This window comes from Caballeronia terrestris, assembly GCF_001544515.1.
GTDB lineage: Bacteria > Pseudomonadota > Gammaproteobacteria > Burkholderiales > Burkholderiaceae > Caballeronia > Caballeronia terrestris.
Genome location: NZ_FCOL02000076.1, coordinates 1 through 17,518, shown reverse-complemented (window position 1 = coordinate 17,518; position 17,518 = coordinate 1). Strand labels below are relative to the sequence as shown.

General features: G+C 58.4%; 13 protein-coding genes and 1 pseudogene. 3 read left to right on the top strand and 11 right to left on the bottom strand.

All coding sequences use genetic code 11. From position 1 onward, the window contains the following. The 10 genes and pseudogenes from AWB67_RS30375 to AWB67_RS30330 all read right to left on the bottom strand — a co-directional run. Window positions 1-341: alcohol dehydrogenase catalytic domain-containing protein (locus AWB67_RS30375; RefSeq protein WP_159964990.1), on the bottom strand; the 341-nt coding region annotated here is incomplete at its 3' end. After that, on the bottom strand, window positions 338-2,005 hold the full coding sequence (locus tag AWB67_RS30370; RefSeq protein WP_087659837.1) for an acetolactate synthase large subunit: 1,668 nt from the start codon (window positions 2,003-2,005) through the stop codon (window positions 338-340). The genes AWB67_RS30370 and AWB67_RS30375, both read right to left, overlap by 4 nt. Before the next feature lie 159 nt (window positions 2,006-2,164). Beyond that, window positions 2,165-3,166 carry an amidohydrolase family protein gene (locus AWB67_RS30365; RefSeq protein WP_087659836.1) on the bottom strand — a complete coding sequence of 334 codons (1,002 nt, stop codon included), beginning with the start codon at window positions 3,164-3,166 and terminating at the stop codon, window positions 2,165-2,167. Continuing rightward, a pseudogene (locus AWB67_RS30360) lies at window positions 3,163-4,506 on the bottom strand (MFS transporter). Before AWB67_RS30360 ends, AWB67_RS30365 begins: the two are co-directional and overlap by 4 nt. 62 nt (window positions 4,507-4,568) lie before the next feature. Then, window positions 4,569-5,717, bottom strand: coding sequence for a porin (locus tag AWB67_RS30355; protein ID WP_235025416.1), 1,149 nt, complete (start codon window positions 5,715-5,717; stop codon window positions 4,569-4,571). Window positions 5,718-5,779: 62 nt separating this feature from the next. Further along, the gene (locus tag AWB67_RS30350) at window positions 5,780-7,150 is read right to left on the bottom strand and encodes an MFS transporter (protein WP_087659835.1); all 1,371 of its coding nucleotides are present in this window, start codon (window positions 7,148-7,150) and stop codon (window positions 5,780-5,782) included. Window positions 7,151-7,233: 83 nt separating this feature from the next. Then, a complete protein-coding gene (locus tag AWB67_RS30345; RefSeq protein ID WP_087659834.1) occupies window positions 7,234-8,163 on the bottom strand; it encodes an SMP-30/gluconolactonase/LRE family protein in 930 nt (309 codons plus the stop codon). A 27-nt stretch (window positions 8,164-8,190) separates the two neighbouring features. After that, entirely contained in the window at window positions 8,191-9,138 is a 948-nt protein-coding gene (locus AWB67_RS30340; protein ID WP_087659833.1) for a hydroxyacid dehydrogenase, read from the bottom strand. After that, window positions 9,138-9,836: an RraA family protein gene (locus AWB67_RS30335; RefSeq protein WP_087659832.1), complete on the bottom strand. Its 699-nt coding sequence runs from the start codon at window positions 9,834-9,836 to the stop codon at window positions 9,138-9,140. Before AWB67_RS30335 ends, AWB67_RS30340 begins: the two co-directional genes overlap by 1 nt. Before the next feature lie 409 nt (window positions 9,837-10,245). After that, window positions 10,246-11,466, bottom strand: coding sequence for an MFS transporter (locus tag AWB67_RS30330; RefSeq protein ID WP_087659831.1), 1,221 nt, complete (start codon window positions 11,464-11,466; stop codon window positions 10,246-10,248). 262 nt (window positions 11,467-11,728) lie between these two features. Here AWB67_RS30330 and AWB67_RS30325 point away from each other — a divergent pair, with 262 nt between their 5' ends. Next, window positions 11,729-12,439 carry an IclR family transcriptional regulator gene (locus AWB67_RS30325; RefSeq protein ID WP_087659830.1) on the top strand — a complete coding sequence of 237 codons (711 nt, stop codon included), beginning with the start codon at window positions 11,729-11,731 and terminating at the stop codon, window positions 12,437-12,439. A gap of 754 nt (window positions 12,440-13,193) precedes the next feature. Here AWB67_RS30325 and AWB67_RS30320 read toward each other — a convergent pair. Further along, window positions 13,194-14,069, bottom strand: a complete 876-nt coding sequence (locus AWB67_RS30320) for a lipid A biosynthesis lauroyl acyltransferase (RefSeq protein WP_087659829.1) — start codon at window positions 14,067-14,069, stop codon at window positions 13,194-13,196. A gap of 553 nt (window positions 14,070-14,622) precedes the next feature. Here AWB67_RS30320 and AWB67_RS30315 point away from each other — a divergent pair. Both AWB67_RS30315 and AWB67_RS30310 read left to right on the top strand, forming a co-directional pair. Continuing rightward, window positions 14,623-15,363 (top strand): hypothetical protein, encoded by a 741-nt coding sequence (locus AWB67_RS30315; RefSeq protein ID WP_235025415.1) that lies wholly within the window; start codon window positions 14,623-14,625, stop codon window positions 15,361-15,363. A 308-nt stretch (window positions 15,364-15,671) separates the two neighbouring features. Beyond that, complete coding sequence (locus tag AWB67_RS30310; protein ID WP_087659828.1) at window positions 15,672-17,180, top strand: integrase catalytic domain-containing protein; 1,509 nt, start codon at window positions 15,672-15,674, stop codon at window positions 17,178-17,180. Window positions 17,181-17,518: the final 338 nt, after the last annotated feature.

Genomic DNA, 17,518 nt, shown 5'->3' with positions numbered 1-17,518 from the left:
TCGCACAACGCAGGGCGTCCCTCGGCACACGGTGCGCAGTGCCCGCAACTGGGCACGAACACCACGACGACATGGTCTCCGACTTGAAGGTCAGTCACGCCGGCTCCTAGTTCCTGCACGATGCCGGCGGCTTCATGGCCGAGCGCCATCGGCATCGGACGGGGCCGGTCACCGTTGATCACGGAGAGATCAGAGTGGCAGAGACCTGCCGCTGCAATCTTGATCAACACTTCGTCGGGACCCGGGGGCGCGAGATCGATCTCTTCAATGCGCAGAGGACGAGAGACGGCATACGGGGACGTCGCGCCCATCGCCTGCAAAACGGCTGCCTTGATCTTCATTGCGACACCTCCGTCACGCGGTTTCTAAGTTCGTCGACGAGCACGCAACTGTTCTCCGAGTAGTCAACGGGCACAACGACGAGTTGCACTCCGCCTTCTTCGAAGGCCGCCTCCAGTGTCGGAACCAACCCTTCTGCCGACTCGACGCGCCGTCCTTTCGCACCATAGGCCTCAGCGTATTTGACGAAGTCGGGATTGCCGAAACTCAATCCCCAATCGGCGAAATCGTCGACCGCCTGCTTCCAGCGGATCATTCCGTAGGCGTCGTCCTGGATGATCAACACGACGAGGTTGAGCTTCAGTCGGACAGCGGTCTCGAGTTCCTGCGAGTTCATCATGAAACCGCCGTCGCCGCATACGGCCATCACGCGACGGTCGGGGTGGAGGAGCGATGCCATCATCGCCGACGGGAGGCCCGCTCCCATTGTTGCCAACGCGTTATCGAGCAAGAGAGCATTCGCGCTTCGCGTGCGATAGCATCGTGCGAACCAGATCTTGTACATGCCGTTATCGAGCGCGACGATGCCATCGGCCGGCATCACTTCTCGCACGTCGTGGACGATGCGCTGAGGCGTCAGAGGGAAGCGCGATTCCTCTGCTCGATCCAACGTCCGCTTCAGGATGCCTTCGCGCAGCGGAATCAACGCGCCAGCGTTGGGCAGCTTGCCGCAAACGACATCTGCGAGTCGTGTAAGGCTCGACCCGACGTCACCCACCACTTCCGCGTGTGGGAAAAACACTTGCTCGACGTTAGCCGACGTGTACCCGACGTGGATCACCGTGGGTCCTTTGGGCCCCATGATGAATGGCGGCTTCTCGACCGTGTCATGGCCAATGGAAACAATCAAATCGGCTTGATCGATCGCCTCATGCACGTAATCCCGTTCACTGAGCGCGGCTGTCCCCATCCACAGTTCGGTTCCCTTTTCGGTCGTTGTAATGGCAGCGACGGTGCCTTTCCCCATCTGCGTATTAAAGAACGGAATTCCGATACGGCGGATAAGGTCGGTCAATTGACCGGCGAGCCGCGGGCGGTTGCTGGCCGCGCCGAACATCACCAGCGGACGCTCGGCTTCCATCAACAATGCCGCGGCTCGCTCAATAGCGGCGTCCTGCGCAGCAGGGATCTCGACCGGGTGCAACGGAACGACCGTCAATGCGTCGCTCGCCTGCTCTGCCGCCACGTCTTCCGGCAGCTCCAGATGGACTGGGCCCGGGCGCTCTTCCTGAGCCAGCCGAAATGCCTCGCGCACCACGGCCGGGATACTGGTTGCGCTGACAATCTGCCGAGACGCTTTCGTCAAAGGTTTCATCGTCGCGATGATATCGACAATCTGGAACCGGGCCTGCCGCGCGGTCATGATGGCTTTTTGCCCGGTGATTAGTATCATCGGCATTGCACCCAGATGAGCGTAAGCCGCACCCGTAACCAGGTTCAACGCCCCCGGTCCGAGTGTTGCCATACAAACGCCAGGCTTGCCCGTCAGGCGACCATGGGTGGCTGCCATGAAAGCAGCCGACTGCTCGTGCCGGGTGATAACCAGCTGGATGCTTGAGTTGCGTAGCGATTCGACGACGTCGAGGTTCTCTTCCCCCGGTACGGCGAAGATACGGTCCACGCCCTCGTTCTCGAGGGCTTTGACGAAAAGGTCTGATGCTTTCATGAATAGCTTCCTTGTCTCTGGGTACACAGTTAGTGGCGCTGTGAGTCGCACGTTCAAAAGGCAACCAGTCTTCTCTTTGCCCCTCTCCACTTCTCGACAATCTGTCGTCTTACTAATTTATTGATGTTGAAATCGATATGAAATCTTGTCCGGCCTCTCTCAACATGCGCCGCCTTTGCTCGACCTGGCGGTTAGGTGACGCTGTGGGTTGCTGGCGGCGGAATCATTGAAGCCGTATAGCGCCGACGGATTTCTTACAAAGATCTGCTGCTGCCAATCGGCGCGTTCAATCCATCCGGCGATAACATCCAGCAACATTGCGTCGTCAGGCTTGTGCGTCTTTTCAGTCGGGTGCGGCCAGTCCGTCCCCCAGAGCATCCGCTCCGGAGCCAACGAGATGAACGCTTTGGCAACTGGCTCGACATCACCGTATGCCGGTGCGCCGGTCTTGCTATCCACGTAGGGGCCGGACAACGTTATCCAGGTGTTCCCCATGTCGACTAGCCGGCGCGCGGTACGAAACGCTTCCGACTCCAAGCCGCCTGGTTGCGGTACGTGAGCTATATGGTCAATAACCAGTGGACAAGCGAGCGCTAAGAGCAGAGCCTCCATGCGTGGCAACTGAGCGCCCGGAACCACCAATTCGATGTGCCATCCGAGTGCCGCGATGCGCGAGCCGAGTGGGTCGAGCATGTCGGCCGTCGCCGCTCCGGGATAGCTTAGATTGAAGCGAATTGCTCGCACTCCCGCACTGTGCATCTCTTCTAGCTCATGATCCGTTACCGTGGTGTCCACAACAGCAACACCACGTGCGTCGGGCCCAAAGCGTTTAAGCGCGTCGAGCGTGCAGCGATTGTCAGTCCCGTAGGTTGAGGGCGTCACCACCACATTCCTACGTACGCCCAATCGCTTTTGCACAAGCCGATACTGCTCCACCGTCGCATTGGGCGGCCGCAGCGTTGTGCCGGGTGCGCTGGGGAAGCGGTCGTCGTAAATGTGCATGTGACAGTCGACTGCTCCGGCGGGGAGACTGAACAACGGCGGCTGGTTGCCGCTCGACCATGCCTCCTCCGCCCATACCGCTGCCGGGGCTGCCGCAGCGGCGACTGCACTCCCTGCTAATCGCAGGAAGTCACGCCTGTTGATCCGCCGCCCGCTCACGTCGCCTCCGCTTTGTTGCGCATTTGCTTTCCGGAAACATTGCGGCTCAGTATTAGCAAGGTGGCGACGCTGATGAGCGTGAGGACAGCCAAGGGCAACAAGGCCAAGGCGTAGCTGCCCGTTCCTTCTTTTACCCATCCGTACACATTGACCATCAAGCCACCGCCGAGCAGATTCGCAATAGCGTTGATCGTCGCAAGCCCTGCCGCCGCCGTGCTGTTGGACAACATGCCTGAGGCCAACGCCCAGAACGGCCCCTTGAATGCGTAAGCCCCAACCAATACGGCGCTCAGCATGAACATCGTGGGAATGAGCGATCCGCTCAACGACGTCGCAAAGAGGCCGACACCAATCAACAGCATCGGAATGACAGTGTGCCAGCGTCGCTCGCCAGTCCGATCCGAACGCCGTCCCCAAAACACCATGAGGAGAGCTGCAACCGCGTAAGGCACCGAATTGAGCAAGCCGGTCTGCATGACGCTCAGCCCATACGCCTTGAGGAGCTGCGGTTGCCAGACCGAGAGCGTACTTCCTGCCGCGGACGCACACGTGTCAACGAGCGCCAGGCACAACACGTATCGATTGCTGAACAGCTTGAGGAGCGGCATTTCCTGCACTTTCTTGGGCGTGCGATCTTCACGCGAGAGAGAATTGACGAGCCACTCGCGCTCATCGTCTTTAAGCCATTTGGCATCTTCCGGTTTGTTTGTGAGCACGAAGAGGCAGGCAATTCCCATCACCACGGTCGGGATCCCTTCGAGCAGGAACAGCCAGTGCCATCCGCGCAGGCCCCAAATTCAATCCATCTGCAGCAGCAATGCAGAGATTGGTGATCCGATGAAGCTGGCGGCGGGGATTGCCACCATGAACGTGGCAACGATTCGCCCGCGATACTGAGCGGGGATCCAGTACGTGAGATACAGGAGCACGCCGGGGAAGAACCCCGCTTCAGCAGCACCGAGAAGGAAGCGGAGGATGTAAAACGTCGGTGCGTTATGCACCAGCGCCATACAAGCCGACACGAGCCCCCAACTAATCATGATCCGTGCAATCCAGATGCGCGCGCCATATTTCTGTAACGCGAGGTTGCTCGGAACCTCGAAAAAGAAATAGGAGACGAAGAACAGACTGCTGCCGAAGCCGAACACCCGCGCACTCATCGCGAGATCGTGATTCATCTGAAGCGACGCCATGCCAATGTTTCCGCGATCGATGAACGCGAGGAGATAGCAAATCATTAAAAATGGCAGCAGCCGCCAGACGACCTTTCGTATGGTCCGCCGCTCGATTTCCGATTGGACTAGCTGGGGTAAGGGTTTCCATGTGTGTCTCCTTCTCAATTTTGGCACTCGCGCGCCGCTGTATTTCTCTAAATCGGTTGTTTGCGCGAGCGCGCCGACGGTTAGAACTTCTGTCGCATGCCGACTACTACGCCGGTCTGGTTATAGCCAGGTGCGACCGTCCCATAGCCATTCACACCCAGCGCAGATCCGTTCTTGTTGCGGGTGTAGGCCGCCGTGGCGTAGACATCGGTACGCTTCGATAACGAGTACTCGGCACTGAGTACCGCCATCCAGGGGTCGGTGTTGCTCGCGTGTACATCCTGGTAGTAACCGACAGCAGTCAGTTGAAGCGCCGGCGTCACGCGGTATTGGGCGCCCAGCCAGTACAAGTTGGCGTAGCCGGTATCGGCGCCGTTGGCCACAATAATCGGACTGCCCGGCAGGAACGCCCGCGAAGCGCGCAGATAGCGATAGCCTGCGAACCCTTTGACATCACCAAGGACATACGTGGCGGCGGCCGTCGCCCGTCGTTCCGTCCCGGTGTTGGTCGCGACCGTATTGCTGTTGCGCTGCTCATACGACGCGCTTGCAGCGAACGGGCCGGTTCCATAGGTCAAGGAGCCGCCGAAGTAGCGTCCGGTGATTTCCGCCCCGGGCACCTCGGCACCGTAGCCTGTGTCATATCGCGTGCTGTACATGGCTTCCGCCGTAACCGGCCCGAAGGCGCCTACATACTTCGCGGAATTGTCGATGCGCCCGGCCGTCGCGTAGTCCACAGAAAGCGTCGAATAACGCGATGAGGCACCCATCGGGTCGAACGGAACGGCCTGGTCGTAAAGAACCGAGTTTTGGCGACCAAATGTGAGTTGTTGCCCTTTCCCGGCGAAGCCGACATACGCTTGCCGTCCGAACAGGCGCGTAGTGGTGGTGGGAGTGGTACCCAGCCCGCGGGTGGACTGCGCGGTGGTGCCATCATTGACGTTGAATCCGCTTTCAAGGGTAAAGATAGCGCTGTAGCCCCCACCGAGATCCTCGATGCCTTTCATGCCCCAGCGGGACCCGGAGAGGTTGCCGGACACCTCGCGGGTCTGGCCGCCGCCAGCGGTCGTATTGTTGATGTGCTCAATGCCGACGTCGACGATGCCGTACAACGTGACGCTGCTCTGCGCATGTGACGCCTGGGCCAGCGTCAGCCCGAACGCAGCGGTGGCCCCAAAGGTAACCAGCGGTTTTATACGAAGTTTGTTGGTGACATTCTTGGGCATCATGGTGTCTCCGGATTATTGGATGTCAGTGAAAAGGAAGCGGTTCGGTTGGTGGAACGGCGTTGCTATTTAGCCGGAGCGGCTTCGCCCGTTCCAGCGCCGGGATCGCCAAGCCAGGCAATCGTGAGGGCGCCGATAAGAAGAATGGTCGAGACGGCCAGCAACGGTGCCGTAAAGCCATTCGTCGCCTGCTTGATGTAGCCGATCATCGATGGCCCGACAAAGCCGCCGAGATTGCCGATCGAGACGATCAGTGCGAGGCCGCCAGCCGCCGCGCGTCCGGTGAGAAAGCCCGACGGTATTGCCCAGTAAGTCGCTTGAAAAGCAAGGATCCCAGTCACCGTGAAACAAAGCGCGGCAAACTTAAGCGCAGGCACGTCGAGGCAAGTGCTCAAAGCCAGAGCTGCTGCTGCAACGATCAATGCGCCGGCTACGTAGGGGATGCGATTCTTGGCACGATTTGCAAGGCGCGCCCACAAGAGCATGACGACTGCACCGATGGCGTAAGGAATCGCGGCGAGGCCACCCACGACGGTATGGCTTACGCCGAACTGTTTGATGATCTGGGGCAACCACAGGCCAACGCCAATCGAGCCGACGATGCAACAGAAGTTGACAAAGGCCAGCACGAAGACGCGCCAGTTCGTCATAGCGTCGCGCAGGTTTGAACCGTGCTTCGTTGCAATACCCTTCTGCTCGGCCGCCAAGCGACGCGCGAGAACAGCCTTTTCTTCGTCCGAGAGCCACTTTGCTTTTTCGGGACGATCGGCGAGGATAAACAGACAAGCGATCCCGAGTAGTACAGCCGGCAAGCCCTCAATCAGCAACAGCCACTGCCAGCTGCGCAGACCGTGAAACGCTCCGAACTCCAGCAGGGCGCCAGAGATTGGCGAGCCGATCATGTTCGCCACAGGGATGCCGACGAGAAACGCCGCAGTCGCCTTAGCTCGCCACTTTCCCGGAAACCAATACGTGAAGTACAGGTAAATCCCCGGCGTGAAACCCGCCTCAGCCATGCCGAGAAGAAAGCGCGCTGCGGCGAAGCTCTTGGGTCCGACCACGAAGGCCGTCGCCATCGATAACAGCCCCCAAGTGAGCATGATGCGGGCGATCCACATCCGCGCGCCTACCTTCTGCATGATCAGGTTGCTCGGTATCTCGAACAGAAAGTAACCAATAAAAAACAATCCGGCGCCAAGACCGAACTGTTCCGATGTCAAGCCGAGATCGCGATTCATTGTGAGCGCGGCGAACCCCACATTGGTACGATCGAGATAACTGATGACGTAGCAGATGAAGATAAAAGGAAGGATGCGGCGGAAAACCTTTGCGAGCGCTCGCTCGCTTGCTGCGTATTCGGCAGCCTGTGCCGCGAGGGTGCGCGTGTCGCTAGATTTATCCGAAGGCTGGTCGCCTAAGGTTTGCAATGCTTGCATGGTGTGCTCCTCCATCACGTTTCTTTGAACGCGATCTGCTGATGATCCGAGTGGGCGGCGACTCCGCCGCGCTGATGGTTACTTCAAGGGCGCGACTGAGATCGCTGTGGCAGCGGACCCGCGACGTCCATCTGCGTGATGAGTACCGTGCCGGTGATCGACTCGGTCATGAAAAGCGTTTTCATGTCGGAGCCACCGAAGCAGAGATTGGTCAATGACGCGCCCTCGGGAGTCGTCACGACAACCACGGGTTCGGCGCGGTGATTGAGTACCCACACGCGGCCTAGCCCCGGGTTGGCCACGAAGAGGCGGCCTTGTGAGTCGATCGTCAGGCCATCAGGGCCGCTCGGTCCATACGAGGTAAAGAACTGGCCGACCTTACTGACTGAGCCGTCAGCCTGGAGCGGCACCCGCCACACACAGTTGCCGCGTGTCATCGCGACATACAGCACTTTTTCATCCGGCGACAGCACCAAACCGTTTGGACTTGGGCAATTGTTGAGCAAGAGATCAAGTTTGCCGTCCGACGACAGCCGATAGACCCGCCCGGTTGGGTCATGTAAGCCCGTTTGTCCCTGATCGGTGAAGTACAGATTGCCTGCTGAATCGAAGGTCAAGTCGTTCACGCCCCGAAAGCGCTCGGTGTTGCGGCGTTCGAGGTACGGCTGCACCGCACCACTTTCGATATCGAGCAACATCAATCCGTTGCGATAATCGGTGATGAGAAAATGCGTGTCGTCGAACATCTTCATGCCGTTTGGCTCGCCGTCGTATTCGACGACAAGCTCCCACTCGCCGGCTTGCGAAATCCGGAAGACGCGACCGTGTGGGATATCGGTCACATACAGATGGCCGTCCGGGCTCCATACCGGTCCTTCCAGAAAGGAGTCTGTGCTTTGGCCACCCCGATTTGCACGCGCCCATTCCGTTTGAACGTTGGGTTTGCGAAATTTATCAGGCACGCGCGTGAAGATTTCGGCTGCACGCACGTCAGGCGAGTGAAGGAGAAACATGATGAACCTCGAGAACTTGTCGATGCGTCAGGTTGCTGTCTGAATCTGTTCGTCAATTACGGCCACCACATTGACGGCTGCACCCTTGCCCATATTTACGTAGGCCGCATCGCTTACGCCTCCGATGTGCGGCGACAGCACCAGATTCGGAACGCTTTGGAATGGATGCGGTGAGGTCATCGGCTCGACATCGAAGCTATCGAGCCCGGCTGAGCGCAATTGACCGTCAGACAGCGCCTTGATGAGAGCAGGCTCGTCGATAAGTCCGCCGCGAGCGGTGTTGACCAGAATGGCGCCGCGCTTGAAAAGCGAGAACGTGTCGCTGTTCAACATCCGACGGTTTTCCGACGTGAGCGGGCAGTGCAACGAAACCACATCCGAATTTGCGTAGAGCTCGTCGAGACCGACCAGCGTCACGCCCGCAGGTGCTTCCTTGGCAAACGGGTCGAACGCAATGACACTCATGCCGAACGCGATTCCGGCACTCGCCACGCGCCTGCCAATCGCACCCAGGCCGACCAGACCGAGTGTGCGACCGTCTAATTCCATCGACTTGTGTGTTGCCTTGTCCCAGTGGCCGTTGCGCATGCGGCTATCGAGCTGCGTCACCGACTTGGCGCAGGCAAAGATGAGCGCCCATGCATGCTCAGCGACAGCGGCGGCATTGGCTCCGACGGCTGCTCGGACCGCGATTCCGCGTTTTGCCGCTGCGTCCTGATCGATGACGTCGATCCCGCTGCCGTGCTTGGAGATCACGCGAAGACGTTCGGCTGCATCCATGATGCGTGCGTTGACCTTGCCATAACGGACGATGATCGCGACAGGCTTGTACCGCTCGCAAAGCGCAACCAGGTCATCCTCGGTCGGCTGCTTGCCGGCAAACACAACATCGAACTGAGCGAGAATCTGAAGCGCCTGGGGAGCGAGGTCAGCGCCGGTGACCAAAACGACAGGCTTTTCTTGGTTGTCCGGCATCACAGTGCCTCGTCATCAGCAAGCATGCCGACGGCACGCAGTTCCTTTTCGAGCCATGCCGCACGCGTGTCGCCGTTACGAATCGCCTCAATGCGCTTCGTTTCTGCGTCCAGCTTCTTTTGCGCCAATTCGATGACAGCTGCGACTTGATCGCGCGGGATTACCACGACCCCGTCAGCGTCGCCGACGATCAAATCGCCGGGATTGACAGTCGCACCGCCGGCCGAGATCGGTTTATTCACGCGACCTGCCACCCCTTTGGTCGGACCGCACGGGTTCAAGCCGGCCGAGAAGACAGGGAACACGCCGTTTGCAAGCTCATGCGAATCGCGCACGGCGCCGTCAAGGACGAGACCCGCGATTCCAGTGGCATGAGCTTGCGCTGCCATGATTTCGCCGATCAATGCGCAGCTTTGGTCGCCCTTGCCATCTACGACGATCACGTCGCCCGGCTGAGCGATGGCCAGCGCAGCGTGAATTGCGAGGTTGTCACCCGGGCGCACTTCTACCGTAACGGCAGGACCTGCGACTTTCATGTTGGGCGAAAGGGGTTTGACGCGACCGTGCAACGTGCCGCGACGACCGGCGACGTCGGCCAGGATCGCGGCCTGAAATTTGGCGGCGGCGGCGACTAGCTCGGGCGCCACACGCTCGATGTCACGGGAGATCAAAGAATTGGCGTTGGATGACGTGCTCATAAGAAAATGCCTCGCTGGTTGAGTTGTACTCTGTACACCTTGGATGTACGGTGTGAAACGAATATACCGTTGTAATCCGCGCATCTCCAGTGGCGTTAACCCTTTCACATAGTAAATTGATGTTGTACCTGATACAACTCCTCCACTCGTTCGCGGTTCTACGGAGGAGAGACGGAGGTATAGAGAGAGGGGCGGTTCAGACAGGTCGAAGACCGCCCGCATGCCCCGTCGCGCTTCGCGGGGAGGCGTCACGCCCGCATGCGGCGACGCGCTAGGATTCATTTGCGAACGTCGAAAGCCCGGTGTAACAATGCTCCGCCAGACCGCTGATCGCTGCCGTGCGGGACCCTGTGGCGTGGCCGAAACGGAGAAGTCGAGGCTATGGGAATCAAGCCGTCAGGGGGAAGCGTCAGTCAGCTTGGACACGTCGGAATTGATGAATGACGGTGACGGCAACAACGCCTGTCGCCAGCACGCCCGCCATTGCACCGAACGTGTTGCGCACCCCAAGCGCTTCAGATATCGCGCCGACGAGGAGATAGCCGAACGGCATTGTCCCGTTGTAGGCCATGCCGTACATGCCCACTAATCCGCCGCGAACATTTTCTGGGCAACGTCGCTGGATGGTCGCATTGGTGGAAGTCGCCGCGAACGTAAGACTAAATCCGAGCAAATAAAATGCAGCTCCCGACGCAAGCGACTCGGTTGCCCCGGCAAGCACCGCTAACGCCACGATCGCCGTCCAAGGCGCCCACGCAATAAAGCGCTCTGACGCGCCCGGGCCGAGAGCCGAAGATAAGAGAACGGCCGCGGTTAGCGAGCCAGCCCCGGCCCAGGCGAAAAACATTCCAGTGAATTTGGCTGCATCGTGAAACGCATGGTCGGCGAGCAGCGGCACCAGCGTTTGGTAACTGCCCGCGAAAAGCCCGATACACGCAAGAATTGGCAGATACTTCGCTGAAAAGTCATCGGCTATCACATAGCCGACTGCATCCCTCAAGCCACCAATTGAGCGACTTCGAACCGCCAACACGGGCGGTATTGTGATGGAACGCACGCACACAGCCATCACGCACAAGGCCAACGCATAGATCAAGAACGCCGCAGTCGGCCCAAGCGTCGGATATACGAACCCGGCTATGGTTGGCCCTACCATTCGACCCACGTTATAAACCATCGTATTCATCGCGACGGCGTTCGCCACCAGTTTAGCGTCGCGGAGACTGGTCAATAGCAACACTTGTCTAGCCGGGGTCTCAACCGCGCTCGAAATGCCAATGGCCAGTGCAAACGCTAGGATCATCTTGACACTCAGAAGGCCAAGCAGCGACATCGCAAGCAGCGAGCACGTGAGAATCAACGATGTACTGAGGACGGATAGTGTTATGCGCTTCGCGTTTGCGGAACTGATACGAGACCCGGCAATCGGAGCGACGAAAAGTTGCGGCCCATAAAGCAAAAAGTTGAGCAGCGCAAGAACGGCGGCGGACCCCGAAAAGTGGTACACGAGCAAATTGAGCGTAACGTTCTGCGTCCAACTACCCAGTACTGATGCGACCTGGCCGCCGAGGTATCGCCGTAGCGAGGGCTCAGCAAGTGCCGGAAAGACTCCATATATAGACAAGCTCATCGCTCCGCCTTCCAGCAGGCATTTGCATTAAACCTTCAACGAAGTTTGCGGCGGTCAAGACGATTGGCTTTGCTAAGCCGATTTACCGCAGGAAACAGCTCGCGCACTGAATAAGCGCCTCAACCATCTGGCAAATGTACACGGTACAATGCTCATGTACGGTGCACAACCCCAATTATAATCGAGTACGCTAAGGTTTCGTATCTCACACCGCCGTTGTACTGTGTACAATGCAAATAATCTTTGTTGGGCGGAGGCGGAAATGGGGAATGAAGGTGTTGTGGCAGTGGAGAAGGCTCTTTCACTGCTGGATTGCTTTAAGCCGGGAGCCGAAGCACTCTCGCTGGCTGCTCTAGCTCTTGCCTCCGGAATACACAAAACGACTGTGTATCGCTTGATGAACTCGCTCGAGCGGATGAACTATGTCGTACGCTCGGAAGCCGGGTTGTACTCGTTGGGGCCGCGGCTTTTGTATCTTGGAAAGCTCTACGAGCAATCCTTCCATCTTGCATCGGTCGTGGAGCCTGTCCTCCATCACCTAGCCACGACGACCAAAGAGAGCGCGTCCTACTACGTTCTTGAAAAGAACCTGCGTTTATGCCTTTTCCGAGTTGAACCGTCGGAAGGTCTGCGTGAAACGCGCTTACCGGGGACTGCATTTCCTCTTGACGACACGGCTATCGGTAAGGTCCTCCGCGTCTGGGGTCTTCACGAAAGGCTGTTCGAAAAGCCTCCGCAGCTTCCGATCTTCACTGCAGGCGCGCGCGATCAGCACACCGCCGCATTCGCGACCCCGGTATTCGGAGCGGGCGACAACTTTATGGCGGCGCTGACCCTTTCCGGTCCGGCATCTAGATTAGAACCGGCTTACGCCTCAGGCAGCCTCACTGAAGTGCAATTGGCCTCCGCATCAGAATTGTCCCGCAAGCTGGGTGCAAGCGCCCTGTTTTGCGAGCGGATGTATGCGGCCTAGGCCGATACTCTGGCGAGTTTCAGCAAAGAAAACGTACGAGCCCGGAAGAACGACCGTACACGCTGCCCATGTCACCGCGGGTCACTGAAGCTGCGTTAGGCCAAGGGGGCTAGTGCCGAGAGTCATCCGGGCGCTTGCTCGGTGAGTCGCAATTGTCTGCCAACGCCAGGAAAGGTTACGCTGTCCGACAGTTTTCTTAGTAGTGCAGATATTTTAATGTCTGCGCGCGTGCAAGCTTAGAAATGACCGAACTGACCGGTTGCCGAAGTTTGTACTTGACCGCCGGACAATCGCGCCCACCGCAGGAACGGACCTTCAGGACTCGATGCGCATGAACTTGTAGCGCGAGTAGACCTGATCCTGCGAAGGACATTATGTTCGGTAGCAGTGCAACGAAACACATGCTGAATTTTGTCAAAGCAATGACGACGTTATGTCAATCGCTCACCACGGGCATCCACGGGTCGGTCCCGCTGCTCTGCGACAAGCAGCGTCGCCTGCATCGACGTCGTGCAGCTGCTCGTGTTTCTGCGGGGACACGAGGGACCGCGCAAGTTCATGAATGGCCCTGCCCGAAAGCGACGTTCACCACCTTCCTGCGGATCTGACCGTTCCCGGAGTGCAGCTGTCGTTCATCTCGTCGAGTCGATCGGCTTGCTCAGACGTTCGCGAGGTTAGTTAAGCCGTCAGTGGCGGCGCGATGAAATCGTCCGCTTCGGTGGATCAATTGCAAAAGGACAAAATCACGACGTGGTCAATACACCCCCGCCACCCCCGGAGGGCGATGCTTGAAGCGTCGATGTACCCAGTAATACTGTTCCGGGTATTTTAAAATCTGCTCCTCAAGAAACGCATTCATGCGACGCGCGTCAATCGCGTCGCTTTCGGATGGGAAATCGTCGAGCGGTTCGAAAACTGTCAACTTATATCCTCGGTAATTTGGCAGCACCTCAGTCACGAACGGTACAACCCGCGCATGACCGAGCCGTGCAAGTCGCGAAACGGAAGTAAGCGTGCAGGCGGGAACGCCGAAGAACGGGACAAAAACAGAGTTCTCAATGCCGTGATCCATGTCTGCTGCAAGCATTACGGGTATGCCTGAGCGCAGCAGTCCCACGATCTTTCTGGCACTCGTCGAGCGTTCAATCATCTCTGCGCCAAACCTGCCACGTTGTCGCCTGGCCAAGTCGCACAAGGCTGCGTTCGACATACGCGTGTACAAGGAGGCAGCAGGCAGGCGAGTCGAGTAAAGGATGCACCCAACCTCGATAGCGACGAAGTGAAAGCCCATAAAAATGGTAGGCGGAGCATCCTTGTCGTAAAGATCAATTTTGCTGTCGATCTCGACGAGCTTGTTCAGCGATTGCGCGCTACCGAACCACTGAATGCCTCGCTCGAGATAGCTACGCACGACATGGCGGAAGTGGTTCCTCGCAAGATCATCGTATTCGCGTTTGGTCTTCTCGGGGAAACAGAGACCCAGATTGACCAAGACGATGTGTTTGCGTCGACTAGGAAGCACATACAAGGCAGCCCCGATCGCGCTGCCGAGCCTGGCGACCAACCCGTAAGGAAGTAGAGACAATCCTCGTAGCAGCGCTACGATGAGAGCAAAGCCGAGTTGGTCCAAAAGTCTCTCCTGATGCGATCGGACGTCGAAAGCAGTCTTTCATCTTCACGATCACTGCTGGGAGAACCACTGCCATTGGATTGGGAGTTTCCAAATATCGCACGAAGCCCCGCTGGATTGCGGGGCCTTTGTTTTTGCAATGCGGAGTCAATGTTTGTGCCGGTGCAGCCAACTCATATGGTGCGAGTCAAGCCACTGAGCCATCCCTTCCGCGGGGTGATCGCGCCTGTACCGTTGCGCCACCATGAACCCGGCGACCAACAATACCGCCAAGCCGACAACGAAGTAGATCATAGACTGAGTCATGGCAGCCTCCTTATTAAGTAGCGACCACACTGATATTGTAGGTCAGCTGTACCGCTGTACCGAAGGGGCGTGCGGTCTACGGGCAAGATGTCACCGCTCGCATCAACACGCGAGCTTGCGCCGACGCGGTGCGTTGGCGTCCCAAGTCGACCCGCAGCGGTCCGCGAACTAAAATGACCTCAATGACGGATTCCCGGCTGTACCGGTCGTCCGCATTGTATCGATTCACGAACGCGGTCTTCGGGGTATGGCGAATATGGACAGAGAGCGAATTTACGACGAAGCAATCGGCTATATGGAGCAAACCGTTCACGATCTTACCGGACGGATGCCTGCACCTTCGTTCGTGCAAAAGCGCGGGTACCGCTACGCGGAGAAGGATGCATACCGCGCGATAGTCCAGAAAATGGCTCGAATCGTCAGCGCCCTCCGAGCGGCACGATTACTTCTCGCGCACGGCTTTATTCAAGAGCAGGCGTCGATGTGCCGTATCGTCGACGAAGCGGAAGTCGATGTGACGTTCTTGGTGCTGGGCATTGTGTACGGTGAAGCCGAACTTCATAAGCGCTTTCTCACGGACTTCTATCAGGAGGAGCATGAAGACCCCGAGCGACCAATGCAAACGAGAAACAAGCGCGGGAGCGTCCCTAGGGACAAAATCGTTGCATTTATCGCGAGTAGCCCGGTATCGGGCGACGATCCGAGCACCGCCATCGCGGCAATGCAGACTATTCACAAGGCAACGTCCGGGTATGTTCATGGCGCATCGCCATTTCTAATGGAGATGTACGGCGGCCGCCCTGCCTGCTTTCACATGAATGGGCTGCGCGACTCGCCGCTTTGGCACGATCATAGAGATGACATCTGGAACTATATATATCGAGGACTGACGGCATTCGGTCTCGCGGCAAAGGCCTTCGGCGATCAAAAGCTCTTCGATATGATTTGGGCTTACACCCAGCAGTTCTCATCGTCCGAGCCGGAATGAAAACTAACCAGAAAGAGTTCGCCGGGGTAATGTCGAGCGAACGACTCCATCGTCGAGAGAAGCCGACCTTCGAACGTCCAACAGAGTAAGGAATCGACTGACCGCTCATGGCCGAGCCCGATCCCCTCGAATCTTGAAGTCTTTCCCCATCCATCTGTCTACGGCGGGCACGAGTGGAGAACGACAATTATCTTGGCCGGCGCATTGACTCATCAGAATTGCAACTCGCGCTGACCTGTTGCCTCACGTAGTTTGCTACCCGTCGGATTGTCCGGCGGGAGCGGCACGAGGTGACGAGGCAAATCAGCATGACGACACGCAAGGAGTTGGTCGCAGCATTGCAATTGCGGTATGGCAGCGCGACGTTTGGTGAACGGATCAAGATTCTCGATGAGTTCGTGGCTCTGACCGGGTATCACCGCAAGCACGCGATCCGGCTGCTGCGGGAAGAGCCCGGCGCGGCAACGGGGACGCGCGAGCGCAACCGGCTGTACGACGAGGCGGTACGTCAGGCGCTGACGGTGTTGTGGGAAGCAGCCGATCGGGTTTGCGGCAAGCGACTGAAGGCGTTGATCCCGAAGCTGGTTGATGCCATGGAGCGGCACGGCCATCTCGACCTGGATCCGGTCGTCAAGGCCAAACTCCTTCAGATCAGCGCGGCGACCATCGATCGCCTGCTGGCCAACGCGCGTGCGCACATTGATGGGCAGCGCAAGCGGCGCACGGGGGTGGGCTCGGCCATCCGGCGAAGCATTCCGGTGCGTACCTTCGCCGACTGGCGCGATCCACCGCCGGGCTTCTTCGAGATCGGCCTGGTCGAACACTGCGGCGGTCCGAAGACCGACGGGGACTTCGTTCACACACTGACGCTGACTGATATCGCCAGCGGCTGGACAGAATGTGTGGCCATGCGCGTGCGTAACCAGATGCTGGTGATTGAAGGATTTGAGAAAGCGGCCGCCGATCTGCCATTCGCAATGCTTGGAGTGGACTCGGATAATGACAGTGCATTCATGAACCAGAGCGTCCTCGACTACTGCAAGGGCCGCGGTCTTGTGCAGACGCGTTCGAGGGCCTACAAGAAGAATGATCAGGCCTGGGTGGAGCAGAAGAACGGTGCCGTCGTGCGGCGGCTGGTCGGTTATGGCCGACTGAGCGGTGTCGATGCCAGGAACGCTCTGGCGCAGCTGTACGCGTCATCGCGGCTATACATTAACTTCTTCCAGCCTTCGTTCAAGTTGAAGGCCAAGACGCGTGACGGCGCGCGCGTACACAAGGTCTATTTAGCGCCGGCGACACCGTGCGATCGGCTTCTGGCACACGACAGCGTCGAACCCGCTATCAAAGAGAAACTGAAGGCACAGTTCAAAGGCCTCGATCCCGTGCGACTGCTGCAGGAGATGCGAACGGCTCAGCAGACATTGAGCGACTTCGCAGCCCACGGCGTGCGTGCTGAAGCGGCGCCAGCGGGCAGAGCAGACGTTGCCGTCTTCCTCTCGAGCCTTTCTTCGGCATGGAAGGAAGGTGAGGCACGTCCAACGCACCGGAAGCAACCCAAGGCAAAGCACTGGTGGCGAAGTCGGGTGGATCCGTTCGCCGACGCGTGGCCGCTAATCGAAGGATGGCTGATTGCCGAGCCCTCTGTGCCGGCCAACGTATTGATGGATCGGTTGGCCGCGATGTTTCCAGAAGCGTACGCAAGTCAGGCACAACTACGAACGCTACAGCGCCGGGTCAAGGCGTGGCGAGCAGAGCGCGTAAAAGAACTGATTCTGGGCGGCCTGCGAAAGTCCGCTGATGCGCCAGCCGAAGTGTGAGTTGCGGAAAAGTTGAAAGTCGCCGGGGGCCGGGCGCTCCGCGCCCGGCAAACCACAAAAGAAGAGAAGAAAGAAAGCGAAACGACAACAATCCGTCGGGTAACATTCCTTCGTGAGGCAACACGGGCGGCCATCGTAATTGACAATCTACACACGAGGGGATCCAAAGCGGAAAGGCTGGCGCGACCCGCTACAAACCAGCTGGGGCATTGTCGATTTCCGATCATCAGATTCGTCGTCAGTGAACCCCATTCAAAGGATCTCCCATGAAATACCTCGGCCTGGCCTACTTCTCCCCCGAAAAATTCGCCGCGATGGCGCCAGACGAAATCAAGGAA

Bases quoted from the DNA above. Each gene is read 5' to 3' on its own strand.
- AWB67_RS30345 (WP_087659834.1), bottom strand. From the start codon at position 8,163: ATGTTTCTCCTTCACTCGCCTGACGTGCGTGCAGCCGAAATCTTCACG.
- AWB67_RS30335 (WP_087659832.1), bottom strand. From the start codon at position 9,836: ATGAGCACGTCATCCAACGCCAATTCTTTGATCTCCCGTGACATCGAG.
- AWB67_RS30315 (WP_235025415.1), top strand. From the start codon at position 14,623: ATGGCGAATATGGACAGAGAGCGAATTTACGACGAAGCAATCGGCTAT.
- AWB67_RS30370 (WP_087659837.1), bottom strand. From the start codon at position 2,005: ATGAAAGCATCAGACCTTTTCGTCAAAGCCCTCGAGAACGAGGGCGTG.
- AWB67_RS30340 (WP_087659833.1), bottom strand. From the start codon at position 9,138: ATGCCGGACAACCAAGAAAAGCCTGTCGTTTTGGTCACCGGCGCTGAC.
- AWB67_RS30325 (WP_087659830.1), top strand. From the start codon at position 11,729: ATGGGGAATGAAGGTGTTGTGGCAGTGGAGAAGGCTCTTTCACTGCTG.
- AWB67_RS30310 (WP_087659828.1), top strand. From the start codon at position 15,672: ATGACGACACGCAAGGAGTTGGTCGCAGCATTGCAATTGCGGTATGGC.
- AWB67_RS30330 (WP_087659831.1), bottom strand. From the start codon at position 11,466: ATGAGCTTGTCTATATATGGAGTCTTTCCGGCACTTGCTGAGCCCTCG.
- AWB67_RS30350 (WP_087659835.1), bottom strand. From the start codon at position 7,150: ATGCAAGCATTGCAAACCTTAGGCGACCAGCCTTCGGATAAATCTAGC.
- AWB67_RS30355 (WP_235025416.1), bottom strand. From the start codon at position 5,717: ATGATGCCCAAGAATGTCACCAACAAACTTCGTATAAAACCGCTGGTT.